Here is a 17,020-nt window from a genome sequence, read left to right on the forward strand (position 1 = left end):
ACTGCTGCGCCCGAACGCGGACCGGCCGACGGGAGCAAGCTCCCTCGCCACAGGTCAGTGCAGACCCCGTGGGAGAGGCAAGCCGGCGATATTTTTCAGAGGTTGGCGACTTTCTGCCAGACCTTGGGTTTGAAGAACAGCGTCTCGCCCTTGGCCAGGCCGGTCAGGCTGTCGTGATCCTTCACTACTTCAGCTTCGATCAGTTCGCTCTGGCCCTCGACCTTCAAGGTGATGCGGGTGGTCGCACCCAGCGGGCGGATATCACGTACTTGCGCCGCGTGGTGATCCGCAAGCTCGGTGCGCGACAGCGACACTTCATGAGGGCGGAACAGCACGTGATTGTCGTCGCCCAGGTGCAGGCGGTTCGAATCGCCGAGGAAGTGGTAGACGAAATCGCTGGCCGGGTTTTCGTAGACGTCACCCGGTGAACCGATCTGCTCGATCACGCCCTTGTTCATCACCACGATGCGGTCGGCCACTTCCATCGCCTCTTCCTGGTCGTGGGTCACGAACACCGAGGTCAGGTTGATGTCTTCGTGCAGTCGCGCCAACCAGCGCCGCAGCTCTTTACGAACCTTGGCATCCAGCGCGCCGAACGGTTCGTCGAGCAGCAAGACTTTCGGCTCAACCGCCAAGGCACGGGCCAAGGCGATGCGCTGACGCTGACCGCCGGACAGTTGTTCCGGGTAGCGATCCGACAGCCAATCCAGTTGCACCATGTTCAGCAGCTCATGGACTTTGACCGCGATCTGGCTTTCGCTCGGACGCTGGTTTTTCGGCTTCATGCGCAGGCCAAACGCGACGTTATCGAACACGGTCATGTGGCGGAACAAGGCGTAGTGCTGGAACACAAAGCCGACGTTGCGATCACGCACGTCGTGGCCGGAGACGTCTTCACCATGGAACACAATGCTGCCGGCGTCCGGGGTTTCCAGGCCGGCGATGATCCGCAGCAAAGTGGTTTTGCCGCAGCCGGACGGACCGAGCAACGCCACCAGCTCGCCGCTCTGGATGTCCAGGTTGATGCTGTTCAGCGCCTTGAACGCGTTGAAGTTCTTGCTGACATTACGGACTTCGATCGACATGACTTATTCCTCCGCGGCGCTGGCGCGCAGGCGGTTAATACGGTTTTCGCTCCACTGCTTGAGCAGCAGGATGAAGAGCGCCAGGATCAGCAACAGGCTCGCAACGGCAAACGCGGCAACGTGGTTGTATTCGTTGTAGAGGATCTCGACGTGCAGCGGCAGGGTGTTGGTCACCCCGCGAATGTGCCCGGACACCACCGACACCGCACCGAACTCACCCATCGCCCGCGCGGTACACAGCACCACGCCGTAGATCAGGCCCCACTTGATGTTCGGCACCGTCACGTGCCAGAACATCTGCCAGCCGTTGGCACCCAGCAGCCGTGCGGCTTCCTCTTCTTGCGTGCCCTGCTCCTGCATCAGCGGGATCAACTCACGCGCTACAAACGGCACGGTGACGAAAATCGTCGCCAGCACGATGCCCGGCAAGGCGAAGACGATCTGGATGTCGTGATCCTGCAGCCACGGGCCAAAAATCCCCTGGGCACCGAACATCAGCACGTAGACCAGACCGGCGATCACCGGCGATACCGAGAACGGCAAGTCGATCAGGGTCACCAGCATGCTCTTGCCACGGAACGAGTATTTGCTCACGCACCAGGCCGCGCTGACGCCGAACACCAGGTTCAACGGCACCGAAATCAGCACCGCAATGACGGTTAGCTTCAGAGCCGACAAGGCGTCGGGCTCAAAGATCGCGGTAAAAAATGCGCCGAGGCCCAGCTTCAAGCCTTGGGACACCACGATGAACAGCGGCAGCAGCAGGAACAGCGCAAAAATCAGCCAGCCAAGGCCGATCAGAATTCGCCGAGAAACAGCGCTGCCACGACGGGCGGCGTTGGCCGAAGACGCGGCGGCAATAGACGATTGGGACATTTTTCGCGCCTCCTTATGGGGTTTCGATGCGCCGCTGCAACAAGTTGATCAGCAGCAACAGGACGAAGGAAACCACCAGCATCAGCACGCCAATGGAGGTAGCGCCGGTGTAGTCGTATTGGTCGAGCTTGACCATGATCAGCAGCGGCAGGATTTCGGTTTTCATCGGCATGTTGCCGGCGATGAAAATCACCGAGCCGTACTCACCGACGCCACGGGCAAACGCCAGGGCAAAACCGGTCAGCCACGCCGGCAGCAACGCCGGCATCAGAATGTAACGGAACACCTGCAACGGCTTGGCGCCCAGGCATGCGGCGGCCTCTTCGATCTCTCGCGGGATGTCGGCCAGTACCGGCTGCACCGTACGCACCACGAATGGCAGCGTGACGAAGGTCAGCGCCAGCGTGATTCCGAGCGGCGTGTAGGCGATCTTGAACCCCAGGTCCGCGGCGAACTGCCCGACCAGACCGGTCGGCGTGTACAGCGCCGTCAGCGCAATACCGGCCACGGCCGTCGGCAATGCGAACGGCAGATCGATCATCGCGTCGATGATCTTGCGTCCGGGGAAGGTGTAACGCACCAGCACCCAGGCCAGCAACGTGCCGATGATGCCGTTGATGATCGCGGCGTACAGCGCGGTGCCGAAACTGAGCTTCAATGCCGCCAGCACCCGTGGCGCCGAGATAATTGCCCAGAACTGATCCCAGGTGAGTTGAGCGGCATGCACGAACATCGCCGCCAGTGGTATGAGCACAATCAGACTGAGGTACACCAAGGTGTAGCCCAGCGTCAGCCCGAAGCCGGGTATGACGGGGGAGATACGACGCGACATAAAAGTCCTTGGTTGAGAATGCATAAAGCCCCGACGGTGAATTCGGGGCTCGTTTGCCGATCTATTTCAGGTTACTGCGCCTGATAGATCTGGTCGAACACGCCACCGTCATTGAAGAATTTCGGCTGGGCGGATTTCCAGCCACCAAAATCCTTGTCGATGGTCACCAGCTCCAGGGTCGGGAACTGTTTGGCGTACTTGGCGGCCACGTCCTTGTCACGCGGGCGGTAGAAGTTTTTCGCAGCAATTTCCTGACCAGCCGGGCTGTACAGGTGCTTGAGGTAGGCTTCGGCGATCTGCTGGTTGCCCTTCTTCTCGGCGTTCTTGTCGACGACCGCTACGGGCGGTTCGGCGAGAATCGACAGCGAAGGCACGACGATGTCGAACTTGTCAGCGCCGCCCTGTTCTTTCAGCGCCAGGAAGGCTTCGTTTTCCCAGGCCAGCAACACGTCACCCTGACCATTGTTGACGAAGGTAATGGTCGAACCGCGAGCGCCTGTGTCGAGTACCGGGACATGCTTGAACAGCGTTTGCACGTACTCTTTGGCCTTGGCTTCGTTACCGCCGTTGGCTTTCAGGCCATAGGCCCAGGCCGCGAGGAAGTTCCAGCGCGCACCGCCGGAGGTTTTCGGGTTCGGGGTGATGACTTCAACACCGTTTTTGGTCAGGTCGCCCCAGTCCTTGATGCCTTTGGGGTTGCCCTTGCGCACCAGGAACACGATGGTCGAGGTGTACGGCGTGCTGGCGTCCGGCAGGCGCTTTTGCCAGTCGGCCGGCAGGGTTTTGCCGAGTTTGGCGATTTCGTCGATGTCACCGGCCAGGGCCAGGGTCACCACGTCGGCCCGCAGGCCATCGATCACCGCCCGGCCCTGTTTGCCCGAACCACCATGGGATTGCTGGATCTTCACGTTGTCGCCAGCGTGCTCTTTCTTCCAGAAGTTGATGAACTCGGCGTTGTAATCCTGATACAGCTCGCGGGTCGGGTCGTACGACACGTTGAGCAGTTCGTAATCCTTGGCAACCGCGGAACCTGTAAAAATAGCGCTGGCCAGAGCGGCCAAAGCGTAACGGCGAATCGACGACATGGTGCAGCTCCTGAATTCTTTTGTGTTGGCTGTTCTTATGGTTTTCCGGAATCGGGTTGCCCGTTGAGTAGTACTTCAGCTCGGCTTGTTGCCTGGGTTCTGCAAACGGAATTTCTCTTTGCGTTCGATCTGAACTACCTGGGCGTTGTGCACGGTGATTTCTACTGCCCCAAAGCGCAGATCGCGCAGTGCGCTCTGGATCTCGCGCAAAATGGTTGCTTCGTCCTGGCCGTCAACGCTACGTAGAGATGCGCTCATGGTGCTGCTCCTTCAATGAGATGTGCCTGGCAGTGGCGGCACTGCTTACGGCGTGAGGGCAATAGTAGATAGACGCAGATATTCTTAAAAATACTATTTAAGAATGTTTATATAACTGAAAGACATTAACTGGCAGGACAAGGATTTGCAGATTTTGAAAATTTCGCAGCCTCTGTGGCGAGGGGGCTTGCCCCCGTTCGGGTGCGAAGCAGCCGTAAAATCGGAACACGCGATATGTCTGAAAGAACCGGGCTGCTGATATCGGGACTGCTGCGCAGCCCAACGGGGGCAAGCCCCCTCGCCACAAGAGCGCGGTGTTTACCGAATCACCGGCGCTCGCGTCCAGTCCAGCTCATGAGCCGGCATCGGTCGGCCAAACCAGTAGCCCTGGCCCAGATCGCACCCCTGCTCGAGCAAAAACGCCGCCTGCTCGACCTGCTCGATGCCTTCGGCGTGTACCTGCATGCCCATGCTTTGCGCGAGGGCGATGATCACTCGAACGATCGCCGCATCGTCCTCATCCAACGGCAGGCCAGCGACAAAGCCCTGATCGATCTTGAGTTTCTGCACTGGCAGACGCTTAAGTCGCAGCAACGATGAATAACCGGTACCAAAGTCATCGATGGCCAGCCGCACGCCCAGTTCGCGTAAGCGGTGCATTTGTTCCAGCGCGACTTCCGGATCGTCCATCACTGCGCTTTCGGTCACTTCCAGCTCCAGGCACGCCGGGTCCAGTCCCGTGTCGTGCAGCACTTGGGCAACCCGCTCAAACAGTTCGCGCCGGGCAAACAGGCGGGTGGAAACGTTCACCGCAACAAATGACAACACCACCCCGGCGTTCTGCCAGGCACACATCTGCTGACAGGCCTGTTGCATCACCCAGGCATCAATCTCGGCGATCAACCCGGTGCGTTCGGCAATCGGAATGAACTCACCCGGCGGCACCAGCCCCCGCTGTGGATGCTGCCAGCGAACCAGCGCTTCAACGCCGATCAAACGGCGGGTCGTGAGGTCGTGCACCGGCTGGTAGTACACCCGCAACTCCTGCTGCTCCAGCGCGCGGCGCAATTCGAAGGCCATCTCGACCCGGTGCTGGGCGTGGGCAGTCAACTCCTCGGTGTACAAGGCATAACCGTCGCGCCCCGAACTCTTGGCCTTGAACAACGCCGAATCAGCATTGCGCAGCAATTGTTCGGCGCTCAGCGCGTCGCTGGGGAACAGGCTGATACCGACACTGGCGTTGATGAACAACGGGTGAGCCACGATGAAAAACGGCTCTTTCAGGCCCTCAATGATCCGCTGCGCCAACGCGGCAGCCTGCACCACTTGCGGACAGTTCTCGGCCAACACGGCAAACTCGTCGCCACCCAACCGCGCCAGCGTAACACCGGGGCCAAACAGGCCTTGCAGGCGCACCGCCGTCGCTTTGAGCAGTTGATCGCCAACGTTATGCCCAAGGCTGTCGTTGATCATCTTGAAATGGTCCAGATCAATCATCAGCAACGCACACCCACGCTTGTGGATCTGCGCCGACGCCAGCGCCTGCTCCACGCGATCACTGAACAGCAAACGATTGGGCAGGTCGGTCAGCGGGTCGTGGTGCGCCAGATGCGCGAGTTCGTGCTCGGAGTTCTTGATCGCGCTGATGTCGGAAAACACCGCCACATAGTGGCTGAGCTGGCTATGGTCATCGTGAATGACCCGGATGGTCTGCCATTGCGGATAAATTTCACCGCTTTTGCGCCGGTTCCAGATCTCGCCGCTCCATTCGCGGGTACGTTTCAGACTCTCGAACATCACTTGATAGAAATCCGGCGGATGATGACCGGACTTGAACAGGCTGGGCCTCTGGCCCAACACCTCTTCGGCCTGATAACCGGTGATGTCCATAAAGGCCCGATTGACGTGGACGATCACCCCCTGGCGGTCAGTGACCAATACCCCTTCTCGCGTGCAATCGAACACCGCCTGCGCCTGGCGCAATCGTGCGCGATCTTCGTTTCGCTGGCGTAATTTGGCGCCGACTCCGAGAAAACACAGCAAACGAGCCCGGGCGGTGAAGATAAACCCAGCGCTAAGCACCACCCAGACATAACCGTTGATCAGTTGCCATTGCTGAAGATCTGCGGATTCATCGAATAAATTGGTTAATAAATAACCAGTGAATTTCAGCCAAACGACAGAAAACACCAGGTAGAGCAGCGCTGCACGCAAGGCATCGCGATAAGAAGCAGACATTCGGTCGTCCATGGCCTTACAAAAAAGGTTGGAATTATAGATTAAAGAAACATCCAGCCACTCTTATCTGAAAGGGCGACTGGTTTTATCTGTGTGCTGAGTGATAATGCGCCAGCTGTTTTTTTCTTTATCGAGGGCCATACAGCCTATGTGGTACGAAGGTTTACTCGGCTTGTCGCCCTGGCAACTGGTGGCAGTCACCCTGTTAATGACCCACATCACCATCGTGGGCGTCACGGTTTATCTGCATCGTTATTCAGCCCATCGCTCCCTTGAGCTCAATGCCGGCCTGAAACACTTTTTCCGCTTCTGGCTGTGGCTGACCACGGCGCAGAACACCCGCGAGTGGACTGCCATCCACCGCAAGCATCACGCCAAATGCGAAACCGTCGACGACCCGCACAGCCCGGTGATCAAAGGCCTGTCCACGGTCTTGCGCAAAGGTGCCGAGCTGTACCGCGCCGAAGCGGAGAACCCCGAAACCCTGCGCATTTACGGCAAGAACTGCCCTGAAGACTGGATCGAACGCAACCTCTACAGCCGTTATCCGCTGCTGGGTGTGGCGATCATGGCCGTCATCGACCTGCTGCTGTTCGGCACTAACGGCATCACCATCTGGGCGATCCAGATGATGTGGATCCCGGTCTGGGCCGCTGGCGTGGTCAATGGCCTGGGCCATGCCGTTGGCTACCGCAACTTCGAATGCCGTGATGCGGCGACCAATCTAGTGCCCTGGGGCATTCTGATCGGTGGTGAAGAACTGCATAACAACCATCACACCTACCCTAACTCGGCAAAACTGTCGGTGAAGAAGTGGGAATTCGACCTCGGCTGGGCGTGGATCCAGGTCTTCAGCTTCCTGCGCCTGGCCAAGGTTCAGCGGGTTGCACCGATCGCCCACCGTGTCGAAGGCAAAGGCAGCCTGGACATGGACACCGCCATGGCGATCCTCAACAACCGCTTCCAGATCATGGCCCAGTACCGCAAGCTGGTGATCGGCCCGCTGGTCAAGCAAGAGCTGGAAAAGGTCGACCATTCGGTTCGCCACCAATTCCATCGCGCCAAGCGCCTGCTCTCGCGAGAAACCAGCCTGCTGGATGACAAGCACCATGTGCGCATCCAGACCATGCTCGAGCACAGCCACGCACTGAAGGTAATTTACGAGAAGCGCCTGGCCTTGCAGCAGATCTGGATCAAGACCAGCTCAAATGGCCACGACATGCTGGCGGCCATCAAGGACTGGGTCCACGAAGCCGAAGCCAGCGGTATTCAATCGCTGCGCGACTTCGCCCACCAGTTGAAAACCTACTCTCTGCGCCCCGCCTGACCCTGTGGCGAGCGAGCTTGCTCGCGCTCGAATACAGAGCATTCGCAATCTTGGCGACACGTTTTAACTGACAAAACGCAGTCGCCAGATTCGGGCGGTATACCGCCCAGCGGGAGCACGCTCCCTCGCCACAAAAAGCGGGAACTAAGCTTCAAATCCCCTATCTCAAAGAGCACTTCGCCATCCAGGCGGGCTTTGTTGTGGCCGCTATCGAACTTGCGGCACGCCCTTTGAGAGTTGTGCCGATGGTCAATAAGAACCTGGAAGACCTACCCTACCCACAGTGGCCCGAGGCCGCGCAAACCCTGATGGCCTTGATGCATGCCCAAGGCGAAGTCGCGCGCCTGAGCGAGCGTGAACAGTTGTTCAGTTCGTTGCTGGTCAGCGTCAATGCCGTTCTCTGGGCTTTCAACTGGGAAACGCGTCAGGTGCTGTATGTCAGCCCGGCCTATGAACGGATTTTCGGTCGCTCGGCCGGCCTGCTGCTGGCTGACTATCATCAATGGCGCGACAGCGTTTACCCGGACGATCTGGACTATGCCGAACGCAGCCTTGCCCAAGTGCTGGAAAAAGGCGCAGTTGAAGACCGCGAATACCGAATCTTCGCCGCCGACGGCCAAGTGCGCTGGCTCAGCGACAAGTGCTTCATCAATCGTCAGGCCGAACCCGGGCAACCGCTGATCGTAGTCGGCTTCGCCGAGGACATTACCGAAAAGAAGCAGCTGGAAACCGAGCTGCAACGCCTCGCCACCACTGATGTGCTGACCCAAAGCAGCAACCGTCGACACTTCTTCGAATGCGCCAGCCACGAGTTCGAACAGGCCCGCCTGCAAGGTTCACCGCTGGCGTTTCTGTTGCTGGATATCGATGACTTCAAACTCATCAACGACACGTACGGCCATCAGCAAGGCGATCAAGTGCTGCAACAACTCGCCGAATGCGGACGCGCCGCATTGCGCCGTGGTGACCTGTTCGGGCGCATTGGCGGTGAAGAGTTTGCAGCGGTATTCCCTGGCTGCGCGCCAGAGATGGCGAGGCAAGTCGCCGAGCGCCTGCAACGGGAAATCCAGCGTTTGAGTTTCAGCCATGACGGGCAGACCTTCGCTATCACCGTCAGCCTGGGCCTGACCAGCCTCACGGCAGAAGATGCAGCCATCGACAGCCTGTACGCCCGCGCCGACGCCGCAATGTACAGAGCCAAACGCCAGGGCAAGAACCGCATTATCTCCGGCTGACCCCAATGGCTTGAACAACACCGATCCGTAGGAGCAAGGCTTGCCCGCGATTGGGGCGCCTCGGTCTTGCAGATACACCGCGGTGATGCAATCGCGGGCAAGCCTTGCTCCTACAGGGTTCGGATCGGGTTCATTTTTTGCGCAAGCGCATCAGTTCCGGCAGGCCGATTTTGAGCAGGCGCGCCGTTCGGCTTTTGGCCAGTTCTTCAACGCCTTCATGCTCGGTCAGGCGAGCGAGTTGCGCCGCCAGGTTCATCACCAGCGCTTCACGGGAATACACCCCGCCACCGAGCTGATAGACCGCCGCAATCAGCTCTCGCAACTCCAACGGAAGCCGCCAGCGAGTACGCAACGCCGAACCATAGGCCGCGCCAAATTCAGCCAATGCGTCGCCGACCTCTTCCAGCTCGTCCAGTTCGCCCCCCGCCTGTTTCCACTCCTGCAAGCAACGCAACAGCGCCAGATCGCCGAGACGATGGAGCATGCCGGCGCAATAGCAACGCTCCTGATCGAGATCAAGCAAGCGCGCCAGGCTCCGTCCGTATTCTGCGGTGTGCAGTGACAGCTCCCAGTAGCGCTCGGCGTAATCGGCCAGGCACGGATCACTCAGCTTCGCACTGCGCTTGAGGGCCAGGCCAACGATCAGGTTCATGCTTTGTCCGGTGCCCAGGCGATGCAAGGCCTGGGACACGGTCTGCACCGTGTCGCCAAGGTGCTGCGAGGCGCTGTTGGCGGCGGCGATCAGCACCGCAGTGATCTGTGGGTCAGTGCGCACTTCTTCTTCCAGCAGCTTCAGATCGAGGCCATTGGGGTTCAGGCTGCGCTTGACTGCCAGTTGCACGTCGGTGAGCAACGGCGCGCCGTCCGCCAACTCACGCCGACGCTCAAGGAAGGTCGACAAGGTCATGCCGGGCGCCAGCGCCGGAACGTCACAGGAAACCGTCTGGCCGGCGCTCAGGAGCAAATCCTGCAGGCGCTGAGTCAGACCTTCCATGTTCAGGGGCTTGGTCAGATAGGCCGTCGGGGCCAGCGGCAATACCTCGCGCACGCTGGCGCTGTCGTTGCGGCTGCTCATCAGAATGAACGGCAACACCGGGTTACGCCGCCGCTGACGCACGCTACGCAGCAAGCCCAGGCCATCGACACCGGAAAGCTCCCAATCGGCAATCACCAGGTCATAAGGATTTTCACTCAACAACTCCAGCGCCTGCTGGCCATCAGCACACAGATCCAGCCGCGCATCGCAGCGCACGTGCAGCAACACCTGCTTGAGCAGGTCTCGAGACCAAGGGTCAGCCTCGGCGATCAGCACTCGCGGTACAGCCGGTAAATCAACAGCGGTCATCAGTTCACTCCGAGGCAATGCTTGCACCTTAGACAATGCTGGCCATTCGATACAGCGCAAAAGCCGCCGATGTGTTTCAAGTGACAAAAAAAACCCGCCGAAGCGGGTTTTTTGTCGATCAGGTCACACTGCGCAATCAGAGCTCGGAGAAGCACTCTTCCATGATCGCCAGACCTTTATCCAGTTGCTCGTCCGGTGCAGTCAGCGGCACCAGTACACGCAACACGTTGCCGTAAGTGCCGCACGACAGCAGGATCAGACCCTTGTCGCGCGCCTTGGCCACGACTTTGGCGACAGCGGCGGCGTTAGGCTTGTGGCTGTCGCCGTTTTCGAACAGTTCAACCGCGATCATCGCGCCCAGGGCACGCACTTCACCGATCACCGGGTACTTGGCCTGGATGGCCTTGAGGCCAGTAACCAGACGCTCGCCAACCGCTTTGCAGCGATCCAGCAGGTGCTCTTCTTCGAACACTTCCATCACCGCCAGCGCAGCGGCGCAAGCGATCGGGCTACCGGCGTAAGTGCCGCCCAGGCCGCCTGGAGCGATGGCGTCCATGTATTCAGCCTTGCCGCACACACCGGCCAGCGGGAAGCCGCCAGCGATGGATTTGGCGAAGGTGGTCAGGTCGGCTGCAACGCCCATCTGTTCCATGGCGAAGAAGGTACCGGTACGACCAGCGCCGGTTTGTACTTCGTCAGCGATCAACAGGATGCCGTGCTGGTCGCACAGGGCACGCAGACGCTTCATGAACTCTTTAGGAGCGACGTAGAAACCACCTTCGCCCTGAACCGGCTCGATGATGATTGCAGCGATGTCACGTGGCTCGGCGTCGTTCTTGAAGATACGCTCGATGCTGGCGATCGAATCGTCGACGCTCACGCCATGCAGTTCGTTCGGGTACAGCGCACGGAAGATACCGCCTGGCATCAGACCCATGCCGGCCGAGTAAGGCACGACTTTACCGGTCAGGCCCAGGGTCATCATGGTGCGACCGTGGTACGCACCGGTGAAGGCGATCACGCCGGCACGGCCGGTGGCGGCACGAGCGATCTTGATGGAGTTTTCCACAGCTTCGGAGCCGGTGGTCACCAGCAGGGTCTTCTTGGCGAAATCACCTGGAACCTTGGCGTTGATTTTTTCGCACAGTTCTACGTACGGTTCGTAAGCCAGCACCTGGAAGCAGGTGTGAGTCAGCTTGTTCAGCTGCTCGGTCACGGCTGCGATGACTTTCGGGTGCAGGTGACCGGTGTTCAGCACGGCGATACCGCCGGCGAAGTCGATGAACTCGCGACCTTCAACGTCGGTCACGGTGGCGTTCTTCGCATGGTCGGCGAAGATCGGGTGAATCTGGCCAACACCGCGTGGTACAGCGGCTTCACGGCGTTTCATCAGGGATGCGTTGGTCTTGCTCATAAAGTCCTCATTCACCGCTCATCGGGCGGCGTGGTCCAAGGAATACGTGGCGGGGAGGCAACTACGGCAGCATGCGATGATCGACTGCCACAGCTTTCCCGGCCACCGAGAAATAACGTTTGAAGCCCGCAAAGGGACAGCGCTCTCGTGCCCTTTGCGTTTAATTCCTTACCCGATCAGATGCCCAGGCAGAGGTATTTGATTTCCAGGTAATCTTCGATGCCGTACTTGGAGCCTTCACGGCCCAGGCCCGAGGCCTTGATGCCGCCGAACGGCGCGACTTCGTTGGAGATCAACCCGGTGTTGACGCCGACCATGCCGTATTCCAGGGCTTCAGCCACACGGAACACACGGCCCAGGTCACGCGCATAGAAGTACGAGGCCAGGCCGAACTCGGTGTCGTTCGACATCGCGATCACTTCGGCTTCGTCTTTGAAGCGGAACAGTGGCGCCAATGGACCGAAGGTTTCTTCCTTGGCCACAGCAGCGCTTTTCGGCACGTTGGTCAGGATGGTCGGCTCGAAGAAGTTGCCTTCCATCACCTTGCCACCGGCCAGCAGGGTCGCGCCTTTGCTCAGGGCATCAGCAATGTGCTCCTGAACCTTGGCCACGGCTTTGCCGTCGATCAACGGGCCAGTGGTGGTGCCTTCTTCCAGACCGTTGCCGATCTTCAGTTTGGCCACGGCCACTTTGAGTTTTTCAGCGAACGCGTCGTACACCGAATCCTGAATGTACAAACGGTTGGCACAGACGCAGGTCTGGCCGTTGTTGCGGTATTTGGAAATGATCGCGCCTTCGACGGCCTTATCCAGGTCCGCGTCGTCGAACACGATGAACGGTGCGTTGCCGCCCAGTTCCAGGGAAACTTTCTTGATGTCCTTGGCGCATTCAGCCATCAACTGACGACCGATTTCGGTCGAGCCGGTGAAGGACAGCTTGCGCACGATCGGGTTGCTGGTCAGCTCGCTGCCGATGTCGCCGGCGCTGCCGGTTACAACACTCAGCACGCCTTTCGGGATACCGGCACGCTGGGCCAGCTCAGCCAGGGCGAAGGCCGAGTAAGGCGTTTGCGAAGCAGGCTTGAGCACCATGGTGCAGCCAGCGGCCAGGGCCGGGCCGGCTTTACGGGTGATCATGGCAGCCGGGAAGTTCCACGGAGTGATTGCAGCGGTCACGCCGATTGGCTGCTTGATCACGATCAGGCGCTTGTCTGGCTGGTGGCCCGGAATCACGTCACCGTAGATGCGCTTGGCTTCTTCGGCGAACCATTCGATGAAGGATGCGGCGTAAACGATTTCGCCCTTGGCTTCGGCCAATGGCTTGCCCTGCTCCAGAGTCATCAGGCGAGCCAGGTCGTCCTGGTTCTCAATGATCAGTTCGAACCAGCGACGCAGCTTGTTCGCGCGCTCTTTGGCGGTCAGTGCACGCCAGGCCGGCAGCGCTTTGTCAGCGGCTTCGATGGCACGGCGGGTTTCGGCAGCGCCCATTTTCGGCACGGTGCCCAGAATTTCGCCCGTTGCCGGGTTGGTGACGTTGATCGTCTGACCATTGTCCGCATCGACCCAGGCGCCATCAATGAAGGCTTGCTGGCGGAACAACAGGGTGTCTTTAAGCTGCATGTCGGCTTTCCTTAACAGCACCGCGCACGCGCGGAGCAAATTATGATTGTAGAAAGGCGCCTTGAAGGCTGCCGTCAGGGAAATCATTCACCGGGCTGAAGCACATAAATAGCGCACTATTGAAGCTCGTGCGGTTCAGCACCCAGACAAGAGCGTTTGAAATCTCAAACGAATCCTAGGATCAAAGGGGGTAAAGGACAATAGGCTGTTCGAAAAAAAGAACGAAAACGCCGCATTTGCCATATTTTTCTGATCAACGTAGTAAACACCCGCTCGGCGGGCGCGAAACATCAGGCTATTCAGCAGCATGGACGCCCGCAGCGCATATGAGTATCATGGCGCCCGCATTGCACCAGTAGCTCAGCTGGATAGAGTACTGCCCTCCGAAGGCAGGGGTCGTGGGTTCGAATCCCGCCTGGTGCACCATCTTCTTTCCCTTGTATGACAAGGGAATAGCGCTCCTGATAAAAACCTGTCCTGGTCCTGAACGTCGTTTTTGCCACAAGCTTGCCGCACTCACACGGTGGCGGGAATGGTCGAAAAGGCAACAATCAGGAATCGCGGCGAGTATCAGTGGGAAGCGCAAATCCATCACAAGGGCTATCCAGCCCAACGAAAAACCTTCGAAACCAAAGCCTTTGCATCTTGGGCGCTCTTTATAGAAAATCCTCCTCTTGCTCGAAAGGATGCTCGCAATGAAGGCCGAAGGGACTTTCCAATACATGACCCCGCACGGGATCGTCTTCAACGTCTCGCAGATCACCCTCACCGACAGCGAGCGCGGCCGCCTGCGCGAGCTTCATTTTGGCGAAGCGAAAAGCGCCCACTATCAGGTCAACAGCAAGGTCGTAGAGGTGTACGACAAGATGCAGGCCAAGAACCTGCCGTGCGTGATGATGATCGGCATCTCCAAGCCGCTGACCCGGCAACAGGCCGACGCCCTGGATACCCAACGCACCAAACTCGCCAACCTGGCCGCCTCCGCCTTCGGTGGCACTGCCGGTACTGTGGGCGGTTTAGCCGGGCCTGTAGGCAGTTTCGCCGCAGGCACTGTTGTAACGGCGGGTGTGCGCTCGTACGTCAATGACACTCTGCCCACCTACCATGCTGGCGACGTCATCGTCAGCATCCAGGCGCAGGTCAATGGTGGGATTGGCCCACAGCGCTCTTCCGAATCCCTGATCATCAAGACCTGAGTGGGGCTGCACATGTCCGAAATTACCCAGACGGTCATCGTCATGGCGCTGGCCTTTCTACTTGATCGGTTTCTTAAGCCGTACCCGCTGCGCAAGTGGCTAGGGGTGACGCTGGTGGTGGCTGGCGCAATCGGCTGCGTTGCAGTGAGCCAGGCCCGGTTGCTGGGCTTTGACCTGGGATTGATGTCGGTCCTTGCCGTGCCGGTGGGCGCGGGGCTGTTCGTGACCAGGCGGCGGTTTGTGGAGGTTGGCTGAAGTGATGTAAAAAAGGGCGCCTGCCTTCGATTGAAGCAGGCTGACTGCCGTAGGCCGATTGCTGCCGTTTTGGTGATGGTCAATGCATTACAGGCGCAAGCCCGCCAAGAGCTAGGCGCTGCTCGCTGTGAACCGAGCTTCCACCCACACCAGTTCACTTCCTCTGCGTTACCTACCCGCCTCGACATCGCGAATGCAATCGTCAAATGGCTCACGCCGCCATCGTTTACGCGCATGCAGATACGCAGCCAGGTCCCCGTAACCCAGTTGACTGGCAATGTGCGCGCGGTTCTCACCCAGAAATTCAAGATGCTGTTCCAGCTCGGCCCTCACCAGATCGAGCAGCAGGCGGAACGTCATGCCTTGCTCTTCCATGCGCCGGCGTAAGGTACGCGGGCTCTGGTGCAGAGCCTCTGCCTGATTTTCCAGGCTGGGTACCACGCCGCGCGCCAGGCTTTGTCGCATGCCGGCCGCGACTTTCCCGGTCCAGCCATTGAGCTGGAGATGCCGTGCGATCCGTCGGTCCATCTCACTGCGCAACAACTCTGCCATTCCGTCGTGTCGCGTCAGCAAAGGTAACCGCAAGACGCTCGGGTCGTAATACAGGCAGTTATGCGCGCACTCGAACACGATGTTATCCCCGAACCATCGGGTGTATTCGGCGTGGTAGGTTGGTCGCGGATGGGCGAAGTGAGCCAGCACCGGCCGGACCGGTTCGCCCGTAGCTTTGCGCAGTTGGGTCACGGCCATCACGCAGTAATGTTCCACCACGTAGCGGGCCAGTTTGGCGGGGGCGTCGATACGCAGCTCTACGCCCAGGCCATGGGCATCGTTGATCAGCTTGACGCTGTCCATGTCCGACGCCAGCCCCGCATAGTCACACCAGCACTGGATAGCTGCGCTGACGTCCGGGCAATACATGCAGATGTACGTCAGCTCGTGGCAGTCCTGCGGCGTGAACCCGGCGAACAGGTGCAGGCCAATGGCAGGATCTTGTTGTGCCGCCGCCGTCCACAATTGCTCAAGCTCAAGCAGGCTGTAATCGCGTCGGTTACTGCGTGTCTGCTTATGCAGTACACGTTCCAGAACCTGTCCGAGCTGCCCTCGATGAAAGCGGCGGGCTGGCTGATTGGCCTCTTCTCGAGTGATTTTGTCCATTTCGCACATGTTGTCTGGAAGGCTCATGGTTTCTTATTGCTCAGGCAATGCCCAGGTCGGGCCTGACTCGAGATTGCCATGAATACAATAATGCTCGCCAACAATCCAATTCCGGTCGTCGCCGGGATTTTTCTGAGTTTCATCCTGCTGGAAATTGCGTGCGCCTGTTTCCGCCAACCCAAAGGTCAGCGCCGCGATACGCTGATCGAGGTCATCGGTTCGTCGCTCCTGCTGGGTGTCACCTTTCCATTGGTGATGTTCCTCAGCAACCTGTTGCTCGGCAGTCTGGCCCCTCAACTCAAGAACAGCCTGGCCAACATTCACTGGGTGGCCGGCCTCGGGCTGTTTCTGCTGTTCGATGACTTGACCCAGTACTGGTGGCACCGCCTGACCCATCGGCTGCCGTTTCTCTATGCCCTGCATCGCGCTCACCATTCGGCGCCCTACATGAGCATTCGCATCGTTTATCGAAACAACAGCTTTTACTACCTGCTGATGCCAGGTATCTGGCTGTCCGGAGCCCTCATTTACCTGGGCCTGGCACCGGTTTACTACGGTTACTTGATCGTCAAGATGACGGTCATCTTCGCCGTGCACAGCAGCGTCGCCTGGGACGAAAAACTCTACCGCATTCCGGCCTTGCGTCCGCTGATGTGGGTCCTCGAACGAACCATTTCGACCCCCGCCACCCATGCGGCCCATCATGGTTTGAACGCCAATGACGGCGTAACCCACTACAAGGGAAACTTCGGCAATCTCCTGTTCTTCTGGGACGTGCTATTCGGTACGGCCAAGATCACCCGGCGTCGCCCCTCAAACTATGGCATTGAGGACCTGCATCCGGTGACGTGGCAGCAGGAGCTGTTCTGGCCGCTGGTTCGTTCACCAAAGCGTGTGCGGCAAGACGATCTTTGAGTACTTCCCAGTGCCCACTTTTCATTTGGCCCACATGCCGGATCACGCCGGGTGGTCGCTGGCTGATGACACAATACAGCCACGATCTGCCCTCGTGCCGTTTCCAGGCTGATTTCCTGGGTAGTTTCTTGGGTAGTTTCTTGGGTAGTTTCTTGGGTAGTTTCTTGGGTAGTTTCTTGGGT

Annotated in this window: 15 protein-coding genes and 1 tRNA gene; 6 read left to right on the forward strand and 10 right to left on the reverse strand. The window is 59.1% G+C overall.

Annotation, left to right across the window (positions count from 1 at the left end):
* Positions 1–95 precede the first annotated feature (95 nt).
* The 6 genes from AC1RJ3_RS24595 to dibA all read right to left on the reverse strand — a co-directional run bounded on the left by AC1RJ3_RS24595 (position 96) and on the right by dibA (position 6,374).
* A complete protein-coding gene (locus tag AC1RJ3_RS24595; RefSeq protein ID WP_054595059.1) occupies positions 96–1,085 on the reverse strand; it encodes a sulfate/molybdate ABC transporter ATP-binding protein in 990 nt (329 codons plus the stop codon).
* 3 nt (positions 1,086–1,088) lie between these two features.
* Complete coding sequence (gene cysW / locus AC1RJ3_RS24600; RefSeq protein ID WP_054595058.1) at positions 1,089–1,961, reverse strand: sulfate ABC transporter permease subunit CysW; 873 nt, start codon at positions 1,959–1,961, stop codon at positions 1,089–1,091.
* A gap of 13 nt (positions 1,962–1,974) precedes the next feature.
* On the reverse strand, positions 1,975–2,793 hold the full coding sequence (gene cysT, locus AC1RJ3_RS24605) for a sulfate ABC transporter permease subunit CysT (protein ID WP_054595057.1): 819 nt from the start codon (positions 2,791–2,793) through the stop codon (positions 1,975–1,977).
* Positions 2,794–2,864: 71 nt separating this feature from the next.
* The gene (locus AC1RJ3_RS24610; protein ID WP_493080989.1) at positions 2,865–3,878 is read right to left on the reverse strand and encodes a sulfate ABC transporter substrate-binding protein; all 1,014 of its coding nucleotides are present in this window, start codon (positions 3,876–3,878) and stop codon (positions 2,865–2,867) included.
* A 75-nt stretch (positions 3,879–3,953) separates the two neighbouring features.
* Positions 3,954–4,136 carry a sulfur starvation response protein OscA gene (gene oscA / locus AC1RJ3_RS24615; protein WP_007941032.1) on the reverse strand — a complete coding sequence of 61 codons (183 nt, stop codon included), beginning with the start codon at positions 4,134–4,136 and terminating at the stop codon, positions 3,954–3,956.
* 318 nt (positions 4,137–4,454) lie between these two features.
* A complete protein-coding gene (gene dibA / locus AC1RJ3_RS24620) occupies positions 4,455–6,374 on the reverse strand; it encodes a phosphodiesterase DibA (protein WP_493080991.1) in 1,920 nt (639 codons plus the stop codon).
* Between the two features lie 148 nt (positions 6,375–6,522).
* Here dibA and desA point away from each other — a divergent pair, with 148 nt between their 5' ends.
* Both desA and AC1RJ3_RS24630 read left to right on the forward strand, forming a co-directional pair.
* Positions 6,523–7,701: a delta-9 fatty acid desaturase DesA gene (gene desA, locus AC1RJ3_RS24625; RefSeq protein ID WP_493080993.1), complete on the forward strand. Its 1,179-nt coding sequence runs from the start codon at positions 6,523–6,525 to the stop codon at positions 7,699–7,701.
* A 245-nt stretch (positions 7,702–7,946) separates the two neighbouring features.
* Positions 7,947–8,936 carry a GGDEF domain-containing protein gene (locus tag AC1RJ3_RS24630; protein ID WP_493080995.1) on the forward strand — a complete coding sequence of 330 codons (990 nt, stop codon included), beginning with the start codon at positions 7,947–7,949 and terminating at the stop codon, positions 8,934–8,936.
* 130 nt (positions 8,937–9,066) lie between these two features.
* Here AC1RJ3_RS24630 and AC1RJ3_RS24635 read toward each other — a convergent pair whose 3' ends face one another.
* The 3 genes from AC1RJ3_RS24635 to gabD all read right to left on the reverse strand — a co-directional run bounded on the left by AC1RJ3_RS24635 (position 9,067) and on the right by gabD (position 13,314).
* The gene (locus tag AC1RJ3_RS24635; protein ID WP_054595052.1) at positions 9,067–10,281 is read right to left on the reverse strand and encodes a response regulator; all 1,215 of its coding nucleotides are present in this window, start codon (positions 10,279–10,281) and stop codon (positions 9,067–9,069) included.
* Between the two features lie 136 nt (positions 10,282–10,417).
* A complete protein-coding gene (gene gabT / locus AC1RJ3_RS24640; protein WP_493080997.1) occupies positions 10,418–11,695 on the reverse strand; it encodes a 4-aminobutyrate--2-oxoglutarate transaminase in 1,278 nt (425 codons plus the stop codon).
* Between the two features lie 176 nt (positions 11,696–11,871).
* On the reverse strand, positions 11,872–13,314 hold the full coding sequence (gene gabD, locus AC1RJ3_RS24645; protein WP_054595050.1) for an NADP-dependent succinate-semialdehyde dehydrogenase: 1,443 nt from the start codon (positions 13,312–13,314) through the stop codon (positions 11,872–11,874).
* A gap of 349 nt (positions 13,315–13,663) precedes the next feature.
* Between gabD and AC1RJ3_RS24650 the strand changes: the two genes are divergently transcribed.
* The 3 genes from AC1RJ3_RS24650 to AC1RJ3_RS24660 all read left to right on the forward strand — a co-directional run bounded on the left by AC1RJ3_RS24650 (position 13,664) and on the right by AC1RJ3_RS24660 (position 14,765).
* Positions 13,664–13,740: transfer RNA gene (locus tag AC1RJ3_RS24650), tRNA-Arg, on the forward strand.
* Between the two features lie 269 nt (positions 13,741–14,009).
* Positions 14,010–14,510, forward strand: coding sequence for a hypothetical protein (locus tag AC1RJ3_RS24655; RefSeq protein ID WP_103319461.1), 501 nt, complete (start codon positions 14,010–14,012; stop codon positions 14,508–14,510).
* Between the two features lie 12 nt (positions 14,511–14,522).
* A complete protein-coding gene (locus tag AC1RJ3_RS24660) occupies positions 14,523–14,765 on the forward strand; it encodes a hypothetical protein (protein ID WP_054595033.1) in 243 nt (80 codons plus the stop codon).
* Positions 14,766–14,933: 168 nt separating this feature from the next.
* Here the strand turns inward: AC1RJ3_RS24660 and AC1RJ3_RS24665 are convergent, their stop codons facing one another.
* Positions 14,934–15,932 (reverse strand): AraC family transcriptional regulator ligand-binding domain-containing protein, encoded by a 999-nt coding sequence (locus AC1RJ3_RS24665; RefSeq protein ID WP_493081057.1) that lies wholly within the window; start codon positions 15,930–15,932, stop codon positions 14,934–14,936.
* A gap of 69 nt (positions 15,933–16,001) precedes the next feature.
* Here AC1RJ3_RS24665 and AC1RJ3_RS24670 point away from each other — a divergent pair, with 69 nt between their 5' ends.
* Positions 16,002–16,838, forward strand: a complete 837-nt coding sequence (locus AC1RJ3_RS24670) for a sterol desaturase family protein (protein WP_493081000.1) — start codon at positions 16,002–16,004, stop codon at positions 16,836–16,838.
* Positions 16,839–17,020 lie beyond the last annotated feature (182 nt).

It is taken from the genome of Pseudomonas sp. GW822-FHT04C11, from assembly GCF_058800905.1.